This is a genomic window from Arenibacter palladensis (genome assembly GCF_900129275.1).
GTDB classification, from domain to species: domain Bacteria; phylum Bacteroidota; class Bacteroidia; order Flavobacteriales; family Flavobacteriaceae; genus Arenibacter; species Arenibacter palladensis.
In genome coordinates this window covers 1-1,328 of the sequence record NZ_FQUX01000025.1, presented here as the reverse complement: position 1 = coordinate 1,328, position 1,328 = coordinate 1, and the positions used below count along the sequence as shown (strand labels likewise).

The window sequence follows — 1,328 nt, the reverse complement described above, 5'->3', positions numbered from 1 at the left end:
AATCCGCCCACCACGCAGAACGGCAACCTGTTCACAGGCCTGGCTGCGGGTACCTACGACATTACCGTAACCTCCGACAGGGGCTGCTTTACTACGCAGACCATAACCATTGACGAACCCAATGCTTTGGATGCCGCGATCACCGATGTAACCGATTTCGCCTGTAATATGAACAATGCTGTTCAATCTGCATCTATTGAAGTTACTATTACTGCTGGTACTGGAACACCTTCCTACACCTATAGCGTTAATGGTGGTGCCTTTATACCTACAGCTGGAAATGTATTTACCTATACGGTTACAACAGCTGGCAATTATGATATTATTGTAAAGGATAGCAATGGCTGTACTTATACACTTCCAACCCAGACTATAAACCCATTACCCACCATCACGGATGTATCCGTTGCTCAGATTACAGAAATTACCTGTAACAATGATGAGGTGGCAAGGGTGACCGTAACGGGAGGTTCGGGCGACTTTAGCTTCGAACTTTTGCCAACGGGAAGTGCTATCGTACAAGCACCTGGTGCAGCTACCTATACGGCAGACTTTACATTGACCGCCCCAGGGTCCTATACCTTTAGGGTGACCGACAACGTGACCGGATGTTATTTCACCACAGCTCCATATAATGTGGCGCCTTACGACCTGATAGAAGTGGTGGCCACCGCCGTTACCCCGGTGACCTGTTATGGGGACTCCGATGGGGTTATGGAAATAGAAGTAACCAACTATATCGGAAACTACTCCTATGAGGTATTCAATAGCAATGGTACTACCACGTCCATTACAAATACTGGCGTAGCACCAGGTGTGCAAAGTATATCAGGATTGCCTGCAGGGAACTTCTATGTGGTAATTACCGCTACCGATACCCCCTTCTGCGATGATACCACCAATACGATTACCATAGGTTCTCCGAACGCAATTCTGAATCTCGTAGAAACGAACAATATCAACGCCAACTGTAACATAGGTGCACAGGTGACCGTCTCTGCCTCTGGCGGAAACGGCGGGTATACCTATGCCTTTGTAGAGGACGGTGCGGCCGTGAACCCGGGAGATTATTCCACGAGTGCAAGTGATATCCTTGATCCTGCCACCAACCTCAATTGGGACGTTTGGGTGAAGGATGCCATGGACTGTACCTATAAGATCGATGTGGTCATAGCCGAAGATCCTATGCCGACGGTTAGCCTTCCGGCCTACGCCGACGACCAGTGTACCTCCAACGGGACATCCTATACCTTTACCGCAACAGGTACAGGTGTGGCCCCAATAAAATATAGCATAGGCAACGGATTCCAGAGCAGCGGCACATTTAC

General features: G+C 48.9%; 1 protein-coding gene. It reads left to right on the top strand.

The window, feature by feature from the left end; all coding sequences use genetic code 11:
- On the top strand, window positions 1-1,328 hold a 1,328-nt coding region (locus tag BUA60_RS22705; protein WP_143153272.1), incomplete at both ends, for a hypothetical protein.